Genomic DNA, 18,629 nt, shown 5'->3' on the forward strand with positions numbered 1-18,629 from the left:
TACGGCCGCTCAGGGGTTCGCTGAAGCGGCGGTCCTGAGATCCTGTGCGGCGGCGACGAGATTCCTCAGTGACGACAAGGTTTCCACCCAACCACGGGTTTTGAGCCCGCAGTCGGGATTCACCCACAGGCGTTCCGCGCCCACCGCGGCGACAGCCCGGTCGAGGAGACCGCGGATTTCCCCGGTGGTGGGCACGCGCGGGGAATGGATGTCCCAGACCCCGGGGCCCACCTCGGCGCCGATCCCGCCGCTTGCCACCGCGCCGAGGGCCTCCATGCGGCTGCGCGATGCTTCGAGTGAAATGACATCGACGTCGAGTGCGGCGATCGCTTCCGCCACGTCGTCGAATTCCGCGTAGCACATGTGGGTGTGGACCTGGGTTTCGTCGCGGACGCCGGACGTCGCGACCCGGAACGCCTGCACGGCCGAATCCAGATATTCCCGGCGCTGGCCGGGTTCGAGCGGCAGTCCCTCGCGAAGTCCCGGCTCGTCCACTTGGATGATCCGGAGGCCGGCGGCCTCGAGGTCGCGGACTTCGGCGCGGATGGCATGGGCGAGCTGCAGGGCGACCAGTGCCCGGGGCAGGTCGTCGCGGACAAAGCTCCATTGCAAGATGGTGATGGGGCCGGTCAGCATGCCCTTGACCGGGCGCGACGTCAGCGATTGGGCGGCCGCGCTGACCTCGACTGTCATCGGCGCCGGGCGGGCGACATCGCCCCAGATGACGGGAGGCTTCACGCAGCGGGAGCCGTAGCTTTGAACCCAACCGTTTGCGGTCACGGCGATGCCATCGAGCATCTGGCCGAAGTGCTCGACCATGTCGGTGCGCTCGAACTCGCCGTGGACGAGGACGTCGAGACCGACCTCTTCTTGCAGCCGGATTGCTTCACGCATGGCGGAGTTCAGGCCGGCCTCATAGACCGGCCCGGTGATTTCCCCGGCCCGGTGGCGGGCTCTCAGGCGCCGGATCTCCGCGGTCTGGGGAAACGAGCCGATGGTTGTGGTGGGAAAGAGCGGCAGACCCAGGTGCTCCCGCTGCAAGGTGAGCCGGTCCGCCAGAGGCTTGCCTCGGCGCTGCGATGATTCGTCCAGCGAGGCCACCGCCTTGCGGATCTCCAGGTTCTTGACGCCGCGGTGGGAACGGCGGCCGGTGAGGGCGGCGCGGGCCGCGGCGTTGGCGTCGTGATCCGGCTGCTCCCGTGCGATGGCGGAAAGTTCGCCGGCCTTCTCCCGTGCAAACGACAGCCAGGAGCGCAAGGCGGGATCGAGGCTGGTTTCGGCTTCGAGGGTGTGCGGGACATGCTGGAGGCTGCATGAGCTGCCGAGCCACAGCTGGCGGTCGCCGCGGGCCTTGCGGAAGGTGGCCACGAGGGATCTCAAGGCTTCCAGATCGCAGCGCCAGATGCCACGGCCATCGACGATGCCGAGCGAAAGGACCCGGTCCTGTGGATAGTTCGCATGCAGCCACGGGAGATCGGCCGATGCGCGGGTGACGTCGACATGAAGGCCGTCGGCGCCAAGCGAGCAGATCCGGGCAAGGGCTTCACCCGGTCGGCCGAACGGGATGGCCAGCAGGAGTTTCAGCGGGCTGGCCGGGCGAATACCCTGCCACGCGATCTCGAGGGCTGACAGCAGCGCCTCGTCGCGGCGGCAGGCCAGGATCGGCTCGCTGATCTCAACCCACTCCGCGCCAGCGTCGGCCAGCGACTGGAGGAGGTCGCGATAGGCGGGGACGAGGTGGGAGATCAGCGAAAGGGGATCACCGGAGTCCGTTTTGGAAAGCGCGAGGAAGGTGGCCGGGCCGATGACCACCGGTTTCGGGCGGAAGCCGGCAGCCACTGCTTCCCGCGTCTCCCGTGCCGCCTTGTCCCAAGAGAACTGGAAGGTTTGGCCGGCACCGAGTTCGGGCACTAGGTAGTGATAGTTGGTGTCGAACCATTTGGTGAGTTCCAGCGGCGCGACATCGGGGGCGCCACCGTCGCGGCTGCGGCCGCGGGCCATCCGGAAGTAGCGCTCGAGCGTCAGCGGGGAGGCGGCCGGCCCGAAGCGCGCGGGGATCGCGCCGAGGCAGCAGGCGAGGTCGAGCATCCCGTCGTAGTGGCTGAAGTCGTTCACCGCCACGAACGTGAGTCCGGCGTCCGCCTGTTCCTGCCAGTGGCGCAGGCGCAGGTCCTTCGAGATCCGGTCGAGTCCGGCGGCGTCGAGGCGGCCGTGCCAGAAGTCCTCGAGCGCCCGCTTGAGCTCGCGCTTGGCGCCGATGCGGGGGTATCCGGAGAGGTGGGTGGTCAGGGATGCATTCATCGCTGTCGAGGATGACGGTGGGGCTGTCGATGAACCAAACGAATGCTCTTCATTGTGATTGGCCATTCCGTGCATGATGGTCCACGCTGCCGCCGTGCTTGAGATCCGCCACCTCGATTCCCTGATCGCCCTCGCCGAAACCGGTAACCTCACCCGTGCCGGCGAAAAGGTGTCGCTCAGCCAGAGCGCCCTGTCCCACCAGATGCGGGCCTTGGAAGATCACTACGGCTGCGAACTGTTCGAGCGCAAGACCAGCCCGCTGCGCTGGACACGGGCGGGCGAACGGCTGCTGGTGCTGGCCTATGACGTCAAGCGGCTGACCCGCGACGCCGAGCGCGACGTGGTCCGGATCGGCGAGGGAACCGCCGGATCGCTCCGGATCGCGGTCGAGTGCCACTCGTGCTTCGACTGGCTGATGCCCGCCATGGATCTCCTGCGCGAGGGTTGGCCGGATGTGGAAATGGACATTGTTTCCGGATTTCATCCGGACCCGGTGGGCCTGCTCGACGAGAACCGGGCGGATCTTGTCATCGTCTCCACGGCCAGGCGGCGGAAGGGGATCGATCATCACCCGCTGTTCGAATACGACATGCCCGCGCTGCTGGCCCACGGCCACCCGCTACTGGAAAAATCGTACCTGACGGCGCGCGACTTCGCGACCGAGACGCTGATCACCTATCCGATCCCGGACCCGCGGATGGACCTGTTCCGCCAGGTCTTGGAGCCGGCGGGGGTTGAACCCCGGGAGCGCAGGACCACCGAGCTGACCGTGGCGATCCTGCAATTGGTCAAGAGCCGGCGCGGCATCGCCGCCCTGCCGCGCTGGGCGGTGCAGCCGTACCTGCAGAACGACTACGTGGCGGAGATGCCGATCGGCGCGAAGGGCTTGCGTGCTTCCCTGCATGCGGCGACCACCCGCGAGGCGTCGGGCCAGGCCTTCATGAAGGAATTCATCGGGATCGTGCGGCTGGCGGCGGCGCGGCAGTTCGAGGGCATCCGGCTCCTCGGTTGACCGCGGGTTACTCGGGCGAGGCGGCTTGAGGCGTCGCCAGCAGGTACTCACGCCGTTGGTCGGCGAAGCTCCGCAAGGGCATTGCGCCGTGCCCGCCGCCTTCCGTGCCGGTTGGGGTGTCCGAGGTGAGGTTTTCGAACGCTTCGGTGGTCGAGTTCTTGCGGGTGTCCGCGGCAACCTCGCCGGCGATCAGCTGGCGGAAGCCGGCGACCCGCTGGCCGAGGTTCTGCCAATCCAGATCCTGTTCCGCGATCGTGTGGACCTTCTCGAGGTAGCGCGCCCGAAGGGCGGGCACGGCGAGCAACTTCGAGCGCAGCGGTTTGCCCGGGTCGTCCATGGCGGTGAGGGGATCGAGCTTGACCCCGTTGCCCCCGCCTTGCGGGCCGCCCCGGCCCCTGAATCCCGGGCCGCCGCCGGCGGCGCGGAAGGCTTCATTCATGTCGTGGGGAACCGGATGGAAGCGGCCGTCGCGGTCACGATAGAGCGTGTAGTCGCTGGCCCGGGTCCAGTAGCCGTCGCTGTTGATCAGGGCGCAGTCGAGCGCCAGGAACCACAGCGTGGCGTCGATGTCGAGCAGCGGCTCAAGCGCCGCCTCAAGCTCGTCGGCGGGCGTCTCGTCGAGCGTCTTGCAGAGTTGGATCAGGGCTTTCCAATCGTCGTCGTCGCCGGACTTCATCGAGTAGCGGGTCTTGTAGGCCGCGATGTCGTCGCCGAGGTAGTCGAGCCCGCCCCGGCCGTTCGGGGAACCGGGAACCTTCCAGCGCGCCCCTTTGGAAGTGCGGAAGTTCTCTTGGATGAAGTCCTTGTTGAACTGCTGCTGGTTGACGTAGACGCCCCAGTTCTCGCCGTTGATGACCACGCGGACGAGGCTCACCTTCGGGGTCGGGATGTATTGGCGGGCGATCGCCGAATAGAGCGCGCCGCTCAGGAAGGTCCCGTCGCCGTTGCTGTTGAGGAGGTTCAGCGTCTTGTAGCCGTCGATGCGCTGCTTCCGGTCAACCAGATCGAGGGACAGGTTGAGCGAGCGCTTCCTGCCTGCCGGGACCATGAAGTAGCTGGAGGCACCGCGGAAGTGGACCCCGACGCCGGGGTAGCTCTTGCCGTCGACGGTCAAGGTCGCGGGAACCTCGACGTCGGTGCCGTGAAAGGCCTCGAGCTCCGCTTCCCAGTCGGCGTTCTCGAAGTCGAGGAACAAGGTGCGCAAGGTGCCGGGGTCGTAGAGATCGGCGGAACCCGCCGGCTTCGCGTCGTCCTTGGAAATCCTGGCGCCGGGTCTCGCGGGCTCCTGGTTTCCCCGCGGGCCGAATCCCCCCGGACCGCGCCGTCCTGCGGGACCGCCTCGACCGCCCGGACCGCCGCGAGCCGGGGCGGGATTTGCCTCCAGGAACTTGCGCGCCGCGGCGCGTTCTGACTGGTCGAGGTAGCCGTTCTTGTCCTGATCATGGTCGGCCAGGACTTCGCGCTCGGCCTGGTTCATCATCGGTGGGCCGCCCGGGCCACCTTGACCGCCCGGTGGCGGAAAAGGTGGATCCTGGGGAGCCTGGGCGAGGGCGACAAGGGACGTGGTCGAAAGGAGCCCGAGCAGGGCGACGATGGCTTTCATGTTGTTCGTCGAACACCACACCGTGGGGCGGGTTTCGCCGTGAAGTGTTAAGATTCGGTAAGCTCACTGGCCGCCGGGCACAAAAAAGCCCGGAACCTTGCGGTCCCGGGCTCTTGGAAAGCGGTCGCTGGCGGTCGCTCAGTGCTCGCGGCAGAACTGCTCGAAGCGGGTCAGGCCCTCGTTGAGCACGTCCAGCGTGGTGCAGTAGCTGAGGCGGATGCCCTCGTCGTAGCCGAAGGCGATGCCGGGCACGGCGGCGACCTTGTAGCGGCTGAGCAGCTTGTCGGTGAGGTTCATCGACTTGAGGCCGAGCTGGCCGGTGTAGACGAAGAAGTAGAAGGCGCCCTTGGGCTCGACCACGCGGATGTTGTTGATCGCCTTGAGGCGGCTGAGGACGAACTGGCGCTTCACGTCGTACTCGTCGCGGAGGTCGGAGATGAAGCCTTGGTTGCCCTTGAGCGCGGCGACCGCACCGTACTGGCAGAAGCTGGTGGCGTTGGAGACGCTGTGGTTCTGGATCTTTTCGATCGCTTCGGCCAGCGGCTTGGGCGCGGCGGTGTAGCCGAGGCGCCAGCCGGTCATCGAGTAGGCCTTGGAGAAGCCGTTGACGGTGATGGTCAGGTCGTAGAGGTCCTTGCTGAGGGATGCGATCGAGACATGCTTGTTCTCGCCGTAGACGAGCTTCTCGTAGATCTCGTCGGAAAGGATGACGATGTCCTCGGAGAGGGCGACCTCGCCGATGTCGCGCAGTTCCTGCTCGGTGTAGATCGCACCGGTCGGGTTGCCGGGGGAGTTGAGGATGACCATCTTGGTCGCCGGGGTCATGGCGTCCTCGAATTGCTCGGCGGTCATCTTCCAGCCGTTGGATTCCTTGGTTTCAACCAGGACCGGCTTGCCGCCGGCGATGCGGACCATTTCCGGGTAGCTGACCCAGTAGGGGGTCGGGATGATGACCTCGTCACCTTCCTCGACCACGGCGAGGATGGCGTTGAAGCAGGCCATCTTGGCGCCGGCGGTGACGCAGATCTGGTTGGCGGCGTACTCGAGGTTGTTGTCGGCGGCGAACTTTTCGGAAAGGGCGCTGCGGAGCTCCGGGATGCCACCGGCGGCGGTGTACTTGGTCTTGCCTTCCTGAATGGCAAGCATGGCGGCGGCCTTGATGTGATCCGGGGTGTCGACCTCGGGTTCGCCGCCAGCGAGGCCGTAGACCTCTTCGCCACGCGCGAGCATGGCCTTGGCTTGGTTGGTTACCGCCAGGGTGAGCGAAGGAGTAACCTCTTGGATTCGGGATGAGATGCTGTCCATGGAAGCGCGCGGATAGGAAATGACGCCCGGGGGGCGAGGCAACCTTCTGTCGCGCTGCCCCCGGCGGGGCGGGCGGCTTTTCTGACCGCCGACCGGTCCCGGCGCAAGAGAAATGCTGCCCCCGGAGGGCCCGCGCGGCGGATTCTAGGACTTCGCGGTGAGGTCGTTCATCCAGCCCCCGCGGGCGGTGACCCATTTGCCTTTCTTGACCACTTCGGGGAAGCCGAAGCCGTGGCTGGCGGCCGCGGTGAAAACGTCCCAGGCCTGGCTGGCGAGGATTCCGGACAACACGAGGTCGCCGCCGGGTTTGACGATTTTCGAGATCACCGGGAAGGCCTGGATGAGGACGGTCGAGAAGATGTTCGCGACGACCACGTCGTATTTCTTCCGCGGTTTCCATTTCAGAACGTCAAGTTCCTGGGTGACAATGCCTTCCACGTGGTTGCGGGTGAAGTTCCGCTCGGCGACCGACACCGCGAAGGGATCGAAGTCACAGGCGAAGGTGTCGCCGGAGCCGAGCTTGCGGGCGGCGATCGCCAGCACGCCGGTGCCACAGCCGAGGTCGGCGCAGCTCCAGCCGGCCGGCCGGTCGCGGGCGATGTCGGCCAGGAAGCGCAGGCAGGTCGAGGTGGTGGCATGATCGCCGGTGCCAAAGGCCATCTCCGGCGGAATGCTGAGGATCTCCCGGCCCGGGAACTCCTTCGCGAGCTTGGCGAGGTCCTTCGGGGCGGCATGCTGGGTGACGATGAACTTGTCGCGCACTTTCAGCGGCGGGGACACCGTGGGCGTGGCGTTCTTCCAGTCGGCCGACAGCTTGCGGACGGAGCCCCCGAACTGCTCGGCGATCGCGTCAGCCGCCTTCCGGGTGTCGCAAAACACCTCGACGCGGACCGACTTCCCGCCCTTCAGCACGTGCATCACGAAGTTCGGGTTGCCGCGGAAGCGGTCTTCCCAGGCATCGAGCCACTTGGCGGCGGAGAGTTTCGACCAGACGAACATGGGGTGGTTTTAAGTGCCAAGCGGGACCTGCCAAGTTTCAAGAAGGTCAATCCACGAGGATCGGAGAGGACCCGGGACGGAACGTCTCACAGGGGCGGGCCCGGGCGGTGGATGCGGGCACGAAAAAGCCCGCAAGAGCGGGCTGATTCAGGAAAAGAATGGAGCGGGCGATGAGATTCGAACTCACGACATCCACCTTGGCAAGGTGGCGCTCTACCACTGAGCTACGCCCGCGTCGCGAAACGCGTGCGCGGTTTCTACACGGGCATCCGGGACGGGCAAGAGAATTTTTACTACAAAATGAAGCGGGCTGTGACATCGCCTCTTCCGGCGGCGCTTCGTTTGGTCCGCGACCTGCTGAAAGCCAAGCGATGGAAAAACCCGATGACCTGCCTTTGATCGCGCGGGTCGATCCGTTCCTGGGGGTTGAGGAGGCGCAGCTTCCGCGGCCGGAAGGGATCGCCGCAACCTGGTGGCGGCCGAAGCCGCCGGTGGGAAACACCCATCCCGGGGCGTGCCTGCCCTTCGGCATGGTCTCGGCCTGCGCCTATTCAGGCGCCTATGTGACCGGCTACGGGCGCTACGGGTTGTCGCTCGACGGCGGATCACCGCCGGTGATGTTCGACGAGCACGAGGCCCTGGGGATCGCGCACTTCCAACAGTCCGGCACCGGCCGGATCCGGATGTACTACAATTACCTGCTGACGACGCCACTGGGCGACGGTGGGCTGGAGGATCGCACGATCCGCCGCCGGCTCGAGGACGAGCGAGCCTGGCCGGGCTATTACGGCGGCAGCTTTGCGGGAAGCGGGGTTTCGTTCGGGGTGACGGTTACCGCCCGCGGGGCGAGGCACCGCTATGAATTCCCGGCGGGGATAACTCCGCGGGTGGCCGTGGAAGTGTCCGCGGGCGGGCTTTTGGTCGACGACATGGGAACCTATCCGCAGGGAGCCGTGATCGAAGTTCTCGAGGATGGTTCGGTGGCCGGTCAGGTGGTGATGGAAGGGATCCCGGTTCACTTCCACTGCCGTTGTCCGGGGGCGACCGCCTTCCTGTGGGAAGAGGAAGAGCTGATCCCGGGAAGCACGACCTACGAGCTGACGCTGGAGAAGCAGAAGTTCCGGCCAACCTTCGGCTTCGGCTTTGAAGGTGGGGACGGGGCGGTGATGGAGTTGTCCTTCGGCTTTTCCCTGATCGATGACGAACGCGCGGCTCAGGGAGGAGTCACCGGGGGCGGATTCGACGCGGCCTCGCGCCAGGCATCGGTCGAGTGGGAAGAGATACTGTCCAAGGTGAAGGTGGAAGGTGGCACGGCAGAACAGCGGGAGATTTTCGCCACGGCCTTCTATCATTCCTTCCTCAAGCCCGCCGATTTCCGCGACGAGAATCCCTTCACCCGGAAGGCGGGGCCCTTCTTCCTCGATCTTTCCACACTGTGGGACCTCTACAAGACCCAGCTGCCGCTGGTGATGACGCTGTGGCCGGAGCGCGGGGCGGCATTCGTCGAGTTCCTCTGCGAGGTTGCGGAACGGGAAGGCGGTTTCCCGGTGAGCTACCTGATGGACAACGTCCCCGACCGCTTCACCAAACAGGCCACCGGCTTGTGCCACGCGATCCTGGAGGACGCGCGGATCCGCGGAATCGTGGCCGATTGGGACCGCGTGCTGTCACTGCTGTGGAAAACGAGCCAGAGCGGCAAGGGCCGCAAGAGCCGCTTCGCCGACTACGGCCGCCGCTTCCGCGCGGATCCGCTTTCACACACCTTCGATATCGCCTACGCGCACTTCTGCATGGCGCGGATGGCGCGCAAGGTGGGCCACCAGGTGATCCATGACCGCGCCACCGCCTTGTCGGTGCACTGGCGCAACGCGATCGACGAGAAGACCGGACTGCTGCGGGAAGACTCCACCTACTATGAAGGGGAGAATTGGAATTACTCGTTCCGCCTGCTGCACGACATGAAGGAACGGATCGAGATGGCGGGCGGGGAGGCGAAGTTCACGGGCTTGCTCGACAAATTCTTCGGCTTCTCCGAGCCGGGGCACGGCGAGCGGATTTTCCGCTTCGAGGGTCTCAACAACGAACCGGACATGGAGTCGCCGTTCGCCTATCTCTACGCCGGCCGCCACGACCGCACGGCGCGGGTGGTGCGGCGCGTGATGGAGCACCAGTTCGCGACCGGACGGGGCGGCCTGCCGGGGAACGACGACTCCGGCGGTTTGTCGTCGTGGTTCGTCTGGAATGCCACCGGGCTGTTTCCGGTATGCGGGCAGCCGGTGATGCTGTTGGGCAGCCCCTTGTTCGAAAAGGTGGTTTTCCATCTTCCCGGTGGTGACTTCACGATCGAGGCGGCGGGGAATTCGCGGGAGAACGTGTTCGTACAGGAAGCCCGGCTGAATGGTGAGCCCATCGACCGTGCCTGGCTGAAGATCGAGGAATTCCAGCAGGGCGGGCGCTTGCAACTGACAATGGGCCCCGAACCGTCGGGCTTCGCCATGAAATCTCGCCCACCCAGTTTCCCTGCCTGATCCGCGGCTGTCGGCGGTCCGGACTATCATTGAAGCCGAACTAACCGGAGGAAGGATGGCACGGGAACTGCCACCACTTCAGGCTACAACAACCCCTGAAGCATGAATTTCCCCCACGAGCCTGCATCGATTCAGAACGCCGTTTTTCTCGTTCGCGCGGATCCCATCATCTGCGGGCACTCCACCGAGGCCCGGAACCTGGCCGAGGCCGCCCTCAAGTCGGGCATCAAGAACGTCCACATCGTCTCCTATCCCCTCGAGACCCTGGCGGAGAGCGGGCTGCCGTTGAAGCCGCTGGACACCATTTCCCCGTATTCGCCGGGGATCACGGTGGATCGCCCGGAAGCGATGGGCGACTACAAGGTGCTCGACTCGCGTTTGACGCTTGGCATCGGCGGTCATCTGGTCGACCTCCTCCACAAGCTGCCGGGCCGTACTTTGCTGATGGATCTCTACCTCGTGCCACACGGCATGATGGTGATGAACGCGGTCAACAGCTTCCGCGGTTCGGGCGCCGACGCTTCGGTGTTCACGGTCGGGGAAGCGGTGGGATCGGACATCACGAACGTGGTCGGCAATGCCTTGGTCGAGGGCAGGCTCGGAGCCGCCCAGATGGTGCTTTCGAACTACCTCGAGCATGACCATCCGGTGGCGGTCAGCCGCTTCACCAAGGATCTCATCGTCGAGGCCGGACGTCAGGTCGATGCACAGCTCGGTACGACTTTCACCGGCCAGTTGGAGAGCCGCGTCGGCATCAGCTACCCGGCGATCGACACCTCCGCCTACCTCGACATTGAAAAGCGGCCGGAAGAGCTCGGGTCCGTGCTCTCGGCGCGTGGTTTGGAAAAGGACGGCTACGTGATGTTCCTGTCGCGGATCGCCCCGGCCAAAGGGGTGGACGATCTCGTCGAGGCGTGGCGCGCTTGCAAACTGCGCGGCAAGAAGCAGCTCATCATCTGCGGCAACGGACCGGCGAAGGAGCAGATCCGCGAATTGACCGCGGAGCTCGGCGACGTGCGGGTCCTCGACGACGTCAGCGACGGCGAGAAGGGGGCCTTGATGCACGGTTGCCATGCCTGGTGCCTGCCCAGCAAGCCCCGCACGGAGTTCGTCGAGACCTTCGGAATCGCGGTCGCGGAGAAAATGTTGGCGGGCGGGCTCGGCCCGGTGATCACCACCCGCACCGGCGGCATCCCGGAGGCGAGCGGCGGTCATTGCCTCGAGCACGAAGCGGGCGACATCGACGGCTTGCGGGCCTGTCTCGATCAGGTCGACGCGATGAGCAACGAAGAACGCGGGCAGCTGTCGCGGGAAGCGCGGCAGTTCGCGTTGCGCTTCGACCGGGAGGCGATCCTGCGCGGCTTGTTGGACCGCGCGTTGCTCAAGCTGGAAGCTGCCTGACAGGCCGGCTGCCGGTGGCACGGGGTCGCGGTCCGGAGCAAGGGGGCATAAGATGCCGCGATGCCGCGGTCTTGTTTGGCTATACAGGTTAGGGAGAATCTAACAAAAGTTAGACTCTCCCGGTTAGGTCTGGCTTCCGGTCTAACGATAAGTGTGGTGCCAGGGCGGCGCATTGAACTTTGATCTAGCCAAGCCGTCGGGATTCAGGTTTTCTGCCCGACGGTTTATCCCCCCACCCCCATGAAGCAAAGCCCGCCCCTGAGGGTTTGCGCTTCGGTTCTGGCATTCGGCCTCATGGCCGGAGGTCTCTGGACCGCGGTGCAGCGCCCGCAACCGTCCGCCGGTTTGTCACCGGCTCTCGAGCCAAAGGTTTCCCTCGTATCTCCGCGAGGTGACGATTCCCCGGATGATCCGGACCTGAGAACGGTTGCCAACCGTCTTCGCCACGCAGTGCAGCTTCCCCGCGCCGGCGATGGTGGGCTTCCGGGAAACCACGGTGTCCGGTATTTCGCCGCCAATCCGGGACAGGATCTAACAGCGCGGTTCCTCGACGACCGGGTTCGGGTCGAGTCCGGGCTCCCCGGGCGTGACTGGCAGCTCGTGATGAGTTTCGACTCGGCGGAAGCCACCCATATCCGCAAGGCCGGGGAGTCCCGCGTCGAGTATGATCACGGGGACATCACCGAGTGGTATGAGAACCGGGCGGACGGGATTGAGCACGGCTTCATCGTCAGGACCCCTGCGACGAATGACGGCGGTTTGCGGCTGAAAGTTCGGCTTGGCGGAGATCTCCGCTCCGAGGTTGATCCGGAATCGCCCGCCGACCTGCGCTTCGTCGATTCCGCTGGAAACGCGGTGCTCGGCTACCAGGGTCTCAAGGTATGGGACGCGGACGGTCGCAGCCTCCCCGCGTCGATGGAGCCCGCCGATTCGGGGCAAGCGGCCTGCATCGCTGTCAATGATTCGGATGCGACCTATCCGCTCACGGTCGATCCGCTTCTGGTGTCTTTCGAAAGCAAGCTCTTGCCCGGCGATGGGGCGGGAAGCGACAACTTCGGGAAATGGGTGAGCGTTTCCGGGGACACGGCGGTGGTCGGTGCGCCGGGCGACGATACCCTGGCAGGGAACAATGCCGGCAGCGCTTATGTTTTCACACGGACGGGCGGGGTGTGGTCCCCGCAGGCGAAACTGGAGCCGTCCGACGCGGCCGCCGGCGATCAGTTCGGATATGCGGTCGGGATATCGGGCGACAGCGTGCTGATCGGCGCTTGGCTGGATGACCTTTCGGACGCGAGCCAGAATACCGGGAGCGCCTATGTCTTCACCCGCGTGGGCTCTGCCTGGTCGCAGCAAGGGAAGCTGGAGGCTGCGGATGCCGCGGGCAACGACCGCTTCGGGAATGCGGTGTGCTTGTACGGTGACACCGCCCTGGTGGGTGCACTGTTCGACAATCCGGGCACCGGAAGCCGGGCAGGCAGCGCCTATGTCTTCGTGCGATCCGGCACCAGCTGGCTCCCTCAAGGCAAGCTGCAGGCACCGGACGGTGCGTCGGACGACCAGTTCGGTCACGCGGTCAGCCTCGACGGCGACTCGGCTCTGGTGGGCGCCTTGTTCGATGATACCACCGCGGCCGTGAATGCGGGCAGCGCCTACGTGTTCTCGCGCGCGGCAGGGGGCTGGTCGTTCCAGTCGAAGCTTGAGGCCGCGGATGCCGCTCTGGACGACGGCTTTGGTTCAGCGGTGAGTATTTCCGGCGCGACCGCGATCGTAGGGGCCTCGCTGGATGATACCACCGCGGCGGTGAATGCCGGCAGTGCCTATGTGTTCGTGCGGACGGGGACTTCCTGGTCGCCGCAAGGCAAACTCGAAGCGGATGATGCCGCGCTCGACGATAACTTCGGATCTTCGGTCAGCGTCTCGGGCGATGCGGCGGTGGTGGGATCACCGTTGGCCGACACCGAGGTGGGCATCGATGCCGGAGGGGTGTACGTCTTCACCCGAAGCGCCGGGCTGTGGTCGCAGCAATTGAAGCTGGAAGCAGAGGACGCCACCTGGGGTGACAATTTCGGCAATGCGGTGAGCCTCTCCGGCAGCAGCCTCGTGGTGGGTGCCTACTTCGACAATCCCGGGCCGGGCACCAAGGCGGGAAGCGCCTATGCCTTCCATCTCGAACTGGCGGATTCGGAAGCGCCCGTCATCACCTTGATCGGGCCGAACCCGCAATACATCGAATGCCCCGGCACCTACGATGAACTCGGGGCAACGGTGTCGGACAATGGAACCGTGTCCGCGGCGATTTCGATCGATGCGAGCGCGGTCGTTCCGACCGTCCCCGGATCCTACCCTGTGACCTATGACGTCGCCGACGATGCCGGCAATCCCGCCTCGCAAGTCATCCGCACCGTGATCGTGCAGGACACCACGGCGCCATTGATCACCGGTCCGTCCGTCATTGCCGTCGACAATGACCCGGGCATGGACGGCGCGGTGGTTACCTTCGTGGCCACGGCAAACGACCTGTGCGATGGGCCGGTGCCGGTGGATTGCCTCCCGGTTTCCGGCAGCTTTTTCGCGCTGGGTGAAACGACGGTGACCTGCACCGCCTCCGATGCGGCGGGTAATCTCGCGACCCACACGTTCAAGGTCATTGTCGGGGACGGCGAGGCCCCGGTTCTCGATCTTCCCGACGACATCACGGTGGGTCCGGATCCAGGTCAACCCGGTGCCATCGTGAGCTTCAGCGCGAGTGCCATCGACAACATCGATGGCCCGATGGCGGCTGACTGCGTGCCGCCGTCGGGGAGTTTCTTCCCGATCGGTACGACGACGGTTGCCGCGACGGCCACCGACAGCGCGGGGAACATCGCCAGCGGGACCTTCCTGGTCACGGTCAGGGAGCCCGGGGACGGGACCATCATCATCGACTGCCCGTCCGGGATCCTTGTCGGCAATGATCCGGGTGAATGTGGGGCGGTGGTGGCGTTCACGGCGAGTGCCAGCGATGGCGGCGGGAACCCTCTGCCATTGGTCTGCGAGCCACCCTCCGGCAGTTTCTTCGACATCGGCACGACGGTGGTCATTTGTACGGCCAGCGATGCCTCGGGCAAAACGTCGTCGGCCAGCTTCGAGGTCACGGTGGTGGATTCCGAGGCACCCCGCTTCGTGCCGCCGGCGTCTGATCTCGCCGTCGAGTGCGATGGTGCGGGCAACAGCGCGGAACTCGCCGCGTGGCTGGCGGATCACGGTGGTGCGGTGGCGACCGACAATTGTCCGGGCGAAATCAACTGGAGCCACGACTTCAAGGAATTGACCCCGGGATGTGGCGATACCGGATCGGCACGGGTGACATTCACCGCGACCGATGCGGTGGGCAACAGCGCCACGACCGCGGCCACGTTCTCGATCGTGGACACCACCAAGCCGGTGATCTTCTTCTTCGAGAAGGACGAGGACCAGCTGACGTCGATCCCTGATTTCAAGAAGTTCAAGCCCGAGCGCGGCATCGACGAACTCGTGCTGAAGTTTGAAGCCGAGGACATCTGCAGCGAGGCGACACTGCGAATCAGGGCCAAGCGGGTGGGCAAGGACAAGAACGTCGATATCCGCGTGACCAAGGACGACATGGTTCGCCTCCGTGGCATCGAGGACGACTCACGGGTATTGATCCAAGTCAGTGCGACGGACGGATGTGGCAACAAGACGATGGTGTCCCATCAACTTCGCTTCAAAGGGAGCAAGGCTAAAGGGAAGGACAAGGACAAGGACAAGGACAAGGACAAGGACAAGGACAAGGACAAGGACAAGGACAAGCTTGGTCCGGCCAAAACCGTGACGGGCTCGATCCACGAGCTGACGCCCCTGGAAGGAAGGCGAACGAACTTCGGAGAATGAGCCTTGGATTCCCGGGTCCGGATTCATTGCCATCCCACGCGACCGAGTGAAAACGAAATGGCAGATCATCTTCCCCGCCGCGGTGGTATTGACGGGTAGCGCCGTTGTGGGGTCGATTTCGTTCCGGAAGGCTGGGTCGCTGACCGCGGGGACGACACCTTTGAACGGGGAGCTGGGTGGCACCTCATCGAGCTCCGTCGTGAAGCATTCGCCAAAAGCGAACGATGCCCGACCACGGGTTGCCCGGGTGATCGCCGGTTCGCGATCATTTCATGATTCCCGCGGGATCGCAGATCACTTGGACGCGGTGAGCCGTCAGGGCGGGGATGTGTGCGCGGAGTTTCTCCGGCAGGCACATCTCGCCGCGGAATTGATGTCTCCGGAGGATCGGCAGGCATTCCTGCGGGCCGCGGCGCGTTGGTTCGCCACCCGCGAGAAAGCCGCTGCATTGGCGTTGTTGCCGGATCTTGGATCCTGGAGAGACCGGGCGGGCTTCGGTTCAGCGATGGTCGATGAGCTCTACGGTGACGATCCGCGGCATTCAGCGGATTGGGTGGGCGCGGTGAACGAACCCGCTCTGGCGGAGCTCTTGCACCGGCAGCTGGCACGTCTCTGGTCGGGCGATGATCTGAACGGCGCCTTGGCATGGGCCGAGTCCTTGTCATCGGGCGAGGTCCGCGCCGCAGCCTTGGAAGGGGTGGCGTTCACGTGGACACAAATCGACCTCGAGAGCGCCTATGAGTGGGTGGCGACGATGGAGCTCGAGACGGAACAGGATCAGGTGCTGGCGGTCATGGCGAAGGTGATTTCGGTGCGGGATCCTTCCGCCGCAGCGACGTGGGCTTTGGACCTGCCACCGGGAACCAGCAGTTCGGACGCCTTGTCTTACGCCGTCCACCAGTGGGTCCGCCGCGACAGCGGGGAAGCGGCGGCGTGGGCGGTGGCGCTTGCGGAACCCGGCCAGCGGAGCTCCGCGATGGAGGCCGTGGCAGCCTCTTGGGTGGCGATTGATCCCGCGGCGGCGGTGTCGTGGGTCGACGGTTGGCAAGACCCGCAGTTGCGGACGCGGGGGCTGCACGACGCCGTCTCAAGTTGGGGCTCGGCCGATCCCGAGGCGGCGTTGGCGTGGGTAACCGGCTTGCCCGATGCCAAGCTCCGGACGGCACTCACGGCTGAAATCAAGGACCGCCGGGGCGCCCGCCAATGACGAAACGGGAATGGCGAATGATACCGTCGGGCAGGGTCACTTCTCATGTCCCCGGCCGAGCGCGATTAAAAGAAGCTGAAAAAGAGACGGTCGTCGGCGATGCTGCACGCGACGTGTCGCCTGTGATCGTGTCAGGCTGTGCCGATCTCCGGAAGTTCCGCGCTCTGACCGGTAAATTGCCCGGGGTTCCGATGCTGGGGCTGCGCCGGGGCCCAGGTCCCTCGAGCGAAGTGACGGAGACCGGGGGCATGGCCGGCCATCTCCTTGTGTAAAAGAGATGATCCGAGACTGGGGAATCAAAGCGGGTACTCGCCGTCCTCACCGACGCCAACCCAGTTCAGTCGGCCGAAGGCGCGGAGGATGGCGGGGGTCAGCTCGTCGCTTTCGTCCTCGGCGTGCTCGATGGTGGCGGAGCTGGTGAGGCCGCGCATCGACTCGATGCTGATCACAGTCTGGTGGCCCTCGAAGTGGATCCAGTCGCCCCAGTTCTTCGATTCGTGGCGGGGGTACAGCCTCTCTTTCTTGAGGGCGTCAACGACCTCTTTGACGGTGCAGGGATCTTCGGAGTCGGGTAGTTGCAGGACGGTTTCCATGTGGCGGGCAGCGAGCTTGGACGGGACTATCCGCGAATGGAAGCTTCACATAGCCGCGAATACAAGCCGCCTCTTGCTAACAGCTCCTCGTGGCGGCCCTGTTCGACCAGCCGGCCGTCCTCGAGCACGCAGATCAGGTCGGCATCGCGCACGGTCGACAAGCGATGGGCGATCACGAACGAGGTCCGGTCCGCGCGCAGGGTCTCCAGCGCTTGCTGGACGAGCCGCTCCGTTTCGTTGTCCAGCGCCGACGTCGCCTCGTCTAACAGAAGTAGCGGAGGGTTCTTGAGCAGCGCGCGGGCGATGGAAAGCCGCTGCTTCTCGCCACCGGAAAAACGCACGCCGCGTTCGCCGGCGACGGTGTCCAGTTGGTCGGGAAGCTCGCGGACAAAAGTGGTGGCGTTGGCGCTCTCCAGTGCGGCCCAGATTTCGGCGTCGCTGGCGCCGGCCTTCGCGAGGAGCAGGTTGTCGCGCAGGCTGCTGTTGAAGAGGAAACTTTCCTGGGTGACGTAGCCGGTGTGGTCGCGCAGCCACTCCTTGGACAAGCTTTTGATCGGGTGTCCGTCGAGGCGGATCTCGCCTTCGCTGGTCTCGTAGAAGCGGGTCAGCAAATTGAGCAAGGTGGACTTGCCCGCGCCGGTCGGACCGACGAGCGCGACGGTCATGCCCGGCTCGGCGACCAGCGAGATGTCCTTCACTGCGGGTGATTCCGGATCATAGGAAAAGCCGGCCTTGTCGAAGACCACGCGGCCGGTGAAGGCGGCGGGCCGCGACCCTTCGGTCAGGTTGCTTTCGTCGGGCAGGTCGAGGATGTCGAAGACCCGCTTCGCGGCGACTTTCCCGCCCATGTAGATCTGGACCAGCGTGTTGATCCGCGAGATCGGGTCGAAGAGGAAGCCCCACGCGACGAGGAACGCCAGCGGCAGGCCCTTTTCCATCTTGCCTTCCAGGACCCACCAGGCGCCGCAGCCGAGCATCAGGATGATCCCGGACTCCGCCAGCAGCGACACGCCGGGCCAGACGATCGCCTGGCCTTTCATCACCCGCATGTGCTTTTCCCCGGCGCGGCGGCTGGCGGCGTCGAAGCGGTCGAGGGCCTCGGGTTCCACCGTGTAGGCCTTGATCTGGCGAATGCCGGCGAGGTTGTCGTGAAGGAGGGCATTGAGATCGGCCGAAGCCTCGGAGGACTCCCGCCAGCGCGGTTCGGAACGCTTTGAATAGATCGAGGTGATGAGTCCGATGACCGGCAGCGGGGCGAGCGTGACGAGGGTGAGCTCCCAGCTGTGGAAGAACATCCAGCCGGCCATGATCAGGAACTGCAGGACGGCCGGGATCGCCTGGTCGATGGTCTCGACAATCACCCGGTCGGTGGTCGGCACGTCGCTGGCGACGCGTGACATGATTTCGCCCGACGAGTTCGTGTCGAACCACTTGATCGGCAGTCGCTGGAGCTTGTCGTAGAGGGCGGAGCGCAGGTCGTGGATGAGCCGCTGCTCGAGGGCGTTGTTGCCGTAGGTGCGGAGCGTGAACAGCAACTGGCGCAGGGCGATCGCGCCGATCCCCAGCGCCGCCGTGGAGAACAGGAGTTCGCGCCGGCCCTTGTCCATGACCTCGTCGACCAGCACCTTGGTGACCGTCGGCAGCACCAGCACCAGCAGCGTGCAGACGACCGCCATGGCCAGCGAGGCGGCCGCCCGCCACGGGTAGGCGAGGGTCAGCTTGAAAACGCGGGAGAGTACCGGCATGAGGGCAACATGGAGCGCCCGCAGGGTGGCGGAAACAAGGAAGA

The 18,629-nt window shown here is 65.2% G+C and carries 11 protein-coding genes and 1 tRNA gene; 5 read left to right on the forward strand and 7 right to left on the reverse strand.

The genetic code is table 11. The features are described 5' to 3' along the window. Nucleotides 1-9 precede the first annotated feature (9 nt). The gene (gene metE / locus IG178_RS00410) at nt 10-2,301 is read right to left on the reverse strand and encodes a 5-methyltetrahydropteroyltriglutamate--homocysteine S-methyltransferase (RefSeq protein ID WP_193210507.1); all 2,292 of its coding nucleotides are present in this window, start codon (nt 2,299-2,301) and stop codon (nt 10-12) included. A gap of 73 nt (nt 2,302-2,374) precedes the next feature. On the opposite strand from metE, the gene IG178_RS00415 reads away from it, so the two are divergent. Beyond that, the gene (locus IG178_RS00415; RefSeq protein WP_226894597.1) at nt 2,375-3,313 is read left to right on the forward strand and encodes a LysR family transcriptional regulator; all 939 of its coding nucleotides are present in this window, start codon (nt 2,375-2,377) and stop codon (nt 3,311-3,313) included. A 7-nt stretch (nt 3,314-3,320) separates the two neighbouring features. On the opposite strand, the gene IG178_RS00420 is transcribed toward IG178_RS00415, so the two are convergent. The 4 genes from IG178_RS00420 to IG178_RS00435 form a co-directional block, all read right to left on the reverse strand. Continuing rightward, nucleotides 3,321-4,916: a CotH kinase family protein gene (locus IG178_RS00420; protein WP_193210508.1), complete on the reverse strand. Its 1,596-nt coding sequence runs from the start codon at nt 4,914-4,916 to the stop codon at nt 3,321-3,323. Between the two features lie 138 nt (nt 4,917-5,054). After that, nucleotides 5,055-6,221, reverse strand: coding sequence for a pyridoxal phosphate-dependent aminotransferase (locus tag IG178_RS00425; RefSeq protein ID WP_193210509.1), 1,167 nt, complete (start codon nt 6,219-6,221; stop codon nt 5,055-5,057). Nucleotides 6,222-6,365: 144 nt separating this feature from the next. Then, entirely contained in the window at nt 6,366-7,220 is an 855-nt protein-coding gene (locus IG178_RS00430) for a 50S ribosomal protein L11 methyltransferase (RefSeq protein ID WP_193210510.1), read from the reverse strand. A 159-nt stretch (nt 7,221-7,379) separates the two neighbouring features. Further along, nucleotides 7,380-7,454 (reverse strand) — tRNA-Gly (locus IG178_RS00435). 137 nt (nt 7,455-7,591) lie between these two features. Between IG178_RS00435 and IG178_RS00440 the strand changes: the two genes are divergently transcribed. The 4 genes from IG178_RS00440 (at nt 7,592) to IG178_RS00455 (ending at nt 16,247) form a co-directional block, all read left to right on the forward strand. Continuing rightward, nucleotides 7,592-9,748 (forward strand): GH92 family glycosyl hydrolase, encoded by a 2,157-nt coding sequence (locus IG178_RS00440; protein ID WP_193210511.1) that lies wholly within the window; start codon nt 7,592-7,594, stop codon nt 9,746-9,748. Nucleotides 9,749-9,850: 102 nt separating this feature from the next. Beyond that, nucleotides 9,851-11,149, forward strand: coding sequence for a glycosyltransferase family 4 protein (locus IG178_RS00445; protein ID WP_193210512.1), 1,299 nt, complete (start codon nt 9,851-9,853; stop codon nt 11,147-11,149). Between the two features lie 450 nt (nt 11,150-11,599). After that, nucleotides 11,600-15,040: an HYR domain-containing protein gene (locus IG178_RS00450; protein WP_193210513.1), complete on the forward strand. Its 3,441-nt coding sequence runs from the start codon at nt 11,600-11,602 to the stop codon at nt 15,038-15,040. A gap of 373 nt (nt 15,041-15,413) precedes the next feature. Then, entirely contained in the window at nt 15,414-16,247 is an 834-nt protein-coding gene (locus IG178_RS00455; RefSeq protein ID WP_193210514.1) for a hypothetical protein, read from the forward strand. Nucleotides 16,248-16,543: 296 nt separating this feature from the next. On the opposite strand, the gene IG178_RS00460 is transcribed toward IG178_RS00455, so the two are convergent. Both IG178_RS00460 and IG178_RS00465 read right to left on the reverse strand, forming a co-directional pair. After that, complete coding sequence (locus tag IG178_RS00460) at nt 16,544-16,840, reverse strand: hypothetical protein (RefSeq protein WP_193210515.1); 297 nt, start codon at nt 16,838-16,840, stop codon at nt 16,544-16,546. 26 nt (nt 16,841-16,866) lie between these two features. Next, nucleotides 16,867-18,585, reverse strand: a complete 1,719-nt coding sequence (locus IG178_RS00465) for an ABC transporter ATP-binding protein (RefSeq protein WP_193210516.1) — start codon at nt 18,583-18,585, stop codon at nt 16,867-16,869. Nucleotides 18,586-18,629: the final 44 nt, after the last annotated feature.

It is taken from the genome of Neoluteolibacter marinus (assembly GCF_014904755.1).
Taxonomy (GTDB): Bacteria; Verrucomicrobiota; Verrucomicrobiia; order Verrucomicrobiales; family Akkermansiaceae; genus Haloferula; species Haloferula marina.

Bases quoted from the DNA above. Each gene is read 5' to 3' on its own strand.
- metE (WP_193210507.1), bottom strand. From the start codon at position 2,301: ATGAATGCATCCCTGACCACCCACCTCTCCGGATACCCCCGCATCGGC.
- IG178_RS00415 (WP_226894597.1), top strand. From the start codon at position 2,375: ATGATGGTCCACGCTGCCGCCGTGCTTGAGATCCGCCACCTCGATTCC.
- IG178_RS00420 (WP_193210508.1), bottom strand. From the start codon at position 4,916: ATGAAAGCCATCGTCGCCCTGCTCGGGCTCCTTTCGACCACGTCCCTT.
- IG178_RS00425 (WP_193210509.1), bottom strand. From the start codon at position 6,221: ATGGACAGCATCTCATCCCGAATCCAAGAGGTTACTCCTTCGCTCACC.
- IG178_RS00430 (WP_193210510.1), bottom strand. From the start codon at position 7,220: ATGTTCGTCTGGTCGAAACTCTCCGCCGCCAAGTGGCTCGATGCCTGG.
- IG178_RS00440 (WP_193210511.1), top strand. From the start codon at position 7,592: ATGGAAAAACCCGATGACCTGCCTTTGATCGCGCGGGTCGATCCGTTC.
- IG178_RS00445 (WP_193210512.1), top strand. From the start codon at position 9,851: ATGAATTTCCCCCACGAGCCTGCATCGATTCAGAACGCCGTTTTTCTC.
- IG178_RS00455 (WP_193210514.1), top strand. From the start codon at position 15,414: ATGTCTCCGGAGGATCGGCAGGCATTCCTGCGGGCCGCGGCGCGTTGG.
- IG178_RS00460 (WP_193210515.1), bottom strand. From the start codon at position 16,840: ATGGAAACCGTCCTGCAACTACCCGACTCCGAAGATCCCTGCACCGTC.
- IG178_RS00465 (WP_193210516.1), bottom strand. From the start codon at position 18,585: ATGCCGGTACTCTCCCGCGTTTTCAAGCTGACCCTCGCCTACCCGTGG.